Here is a 1,990-nt window from a genome sequence, read left to right on the forward strand (position 1 = left end):
CCCGACGATTGTCGGTCCTGGCGGCTACTCTGAGAACCTGATCAAGACGACGACCTGATCAACAGGTGTGCGGAGTACGGAAGTCGGGAAAAGCCGCAGCAGCGGAGCAAGGCGGCGATGGGGGCGGTCAGTGGCGGACGACGGATTCGATTTCAGGCCCGGGGCACAGATTCCGCTCCAGGGTGCCGCGGGACAGACGGCGGCGACGTTCGCCCTGGCCTCGGCGGCGTACCGCGACGGCCCCGTCGACAAGATTCTCGAAGCCAACAGCGAATGGCACAAGTCAACTGTCAAGCCGGGCCTCAAGTGGGCGACGATCTTCAAGCCGAACCTGGGCGAGGCGTTCGCGCGGGCCGTGCAACTGAGGATGCTGGGCGGTGCGCGCAAGCCGCTCATCCAGTCGTTCGGCACGGAGCCACAGGTCGTCGTCGAGCACTGCCTGGCGGCCAACCGCATCCGCAAGGAGCGTGACAGCTGGCTCACCGCCGTGATGGTGCTGACCGGTCTGATCTTCCTGCCCGGTCTGCTCGTCTGGCTGCTGGTCTTCCAGATCCGCCGGACGATCGACAAGACCACCGACAAGCGCGCCTCCGCCCTCGCCACCGCCCTCCTGGTCGGCGTGGCCGCCCTCGCCGTGATCTTCCTGATCCGGATGCCGTTCACCGGCTTCTGGGCCTGGTACGCCCGCGCGGCGGTCGTCGCACCCGTCCTCGGCTGGTTCTGGGCGAGGCAGATCTGCGAGCGTACGGCGAAGGACATGCGCGAGCGCTGGGGCAGTCTGCTGGCCGGCGGCGGCATCGGCGCCAAGATCCCCGAGGCGGTGCCCGGCAGTCCAGGTGAGACCGCGGCCGAGCGGCTGCGCCAGGGGCTGGCCCGGCTCACCGCCGAGCAGCAGTCCAACTCCGTGTTCTACGCCGGGCCCAAGGGCATACTCGGCATGGGTACGCGCTGGGGCAGCTGGCATCTCGCCGAGGATCTGGTGCCCGCCGACGCCAACAAGGAGATCCACCCCTTCCGCAGCTGGGACGTCATACGCTCGATCCAGGACCAGCTGCGCATGCTGGAGCGCGGGCCACTCAACACCGGTGGTTTTCCCAAGCCTTCGATACGGCACTGGGTAGTCACACCGATCGGTGAGGGCGCCAAGGAGGTGTCCCGGCCGGGGGGTACGGACGTGGACGCGTACCAGATCAAGAACCACGCCATCCAGGACATCTGCAACAAGCAGCAGTTCGGCAGCGGTGACCGGCACTACCTCGGGGTCCAATGGACTCTCTGGGACGGCCAGTTGATCATCACGATGCTGATCACCGTGACCGTGCTGCACGAGACCCTGCGGATCGAGGTCACCGGTCATGCCCTGGGGCCCGTGCACTCCCTGTTCACCTCGAAGCCCGAGGCCAAGACGAAGGAAGTCGCCAAAACGGTCAAGTTCTGGGAGACGACGGAGCGGAAGCTACCGCTGGTCGAGACCGACGAGGTGGTACGGCTCGCGGTGCGCGCCCCCTTCACCTGGTATCCGCCGATCCTCGACTGGCTGGGCGGCAAGCTGATCCTCCCCGAGCCCTTCGGCCTGCGCCACGCCTGGGCCGCCAAGCCCTGGCGCCACCGCTTCATGGCCGACGACGCCCTGCGCGCCGCGACGCCCGTCCTACGCGTGGTCCACGCCGCGGCCATCCGCGTCCTCGACGAGAACGGCGTGAACACCGAAAAGTTCGGCACCCGCTCGGCGTTCCTGAGCACCCAGGTCCAGGACGCGGCCCCCAGCAAGGCAGACGTCTACGACGCGTAGGCCTCCGGCGGTTCAGCGGGAGGGGTGCCCGGAGGCAAGGGGTCCTGTGAACTTGGGCGCGGTTCGAAGCTGCAGGTCCGTTGTGGCTGGTCGCTCCCCCACTCTCGGCTGCTCCCCCAGTGCCTTAAGGGCCTGGGGGGACCCCCAGAGCGGGGGGACCCCCATCGCGGCGGAGCCGCATGTTGATACAGCCCCGCG

The 1,990-nt window shown here is 68.1% G+C and carries 1 protein-coding gene; it reads left to right on the forward strand.

Features of this window, described 5'->3' with window-relative positions; all coding sequences use genetic code 11:
- The first annotated feature begins 130 nt into the window (after window positions 1-130).
- Window positions 131-1,792, forward strand: coding sequence for an AbeC-like domain-containing protein (locus IEZ21_RS23610; protein ID WP_033324904.1), 1,662 nt, complete (start codon window positions 131-133; stop codon window positions 1,790-1,792).
- The last annotated feature ends 198 nt before the right edge of the window (window positions 1,793-1,990 follow it).

It is taken from the genome of Streptomyces flaveus (assembly GCF_014647675.1).
Classification (GTDB): Bacteria; Actinomycetota; Actinomycetes; order Streptomycetales; family Streptomycetaceae; genus Streptomyces; species Streptomyces flaveus.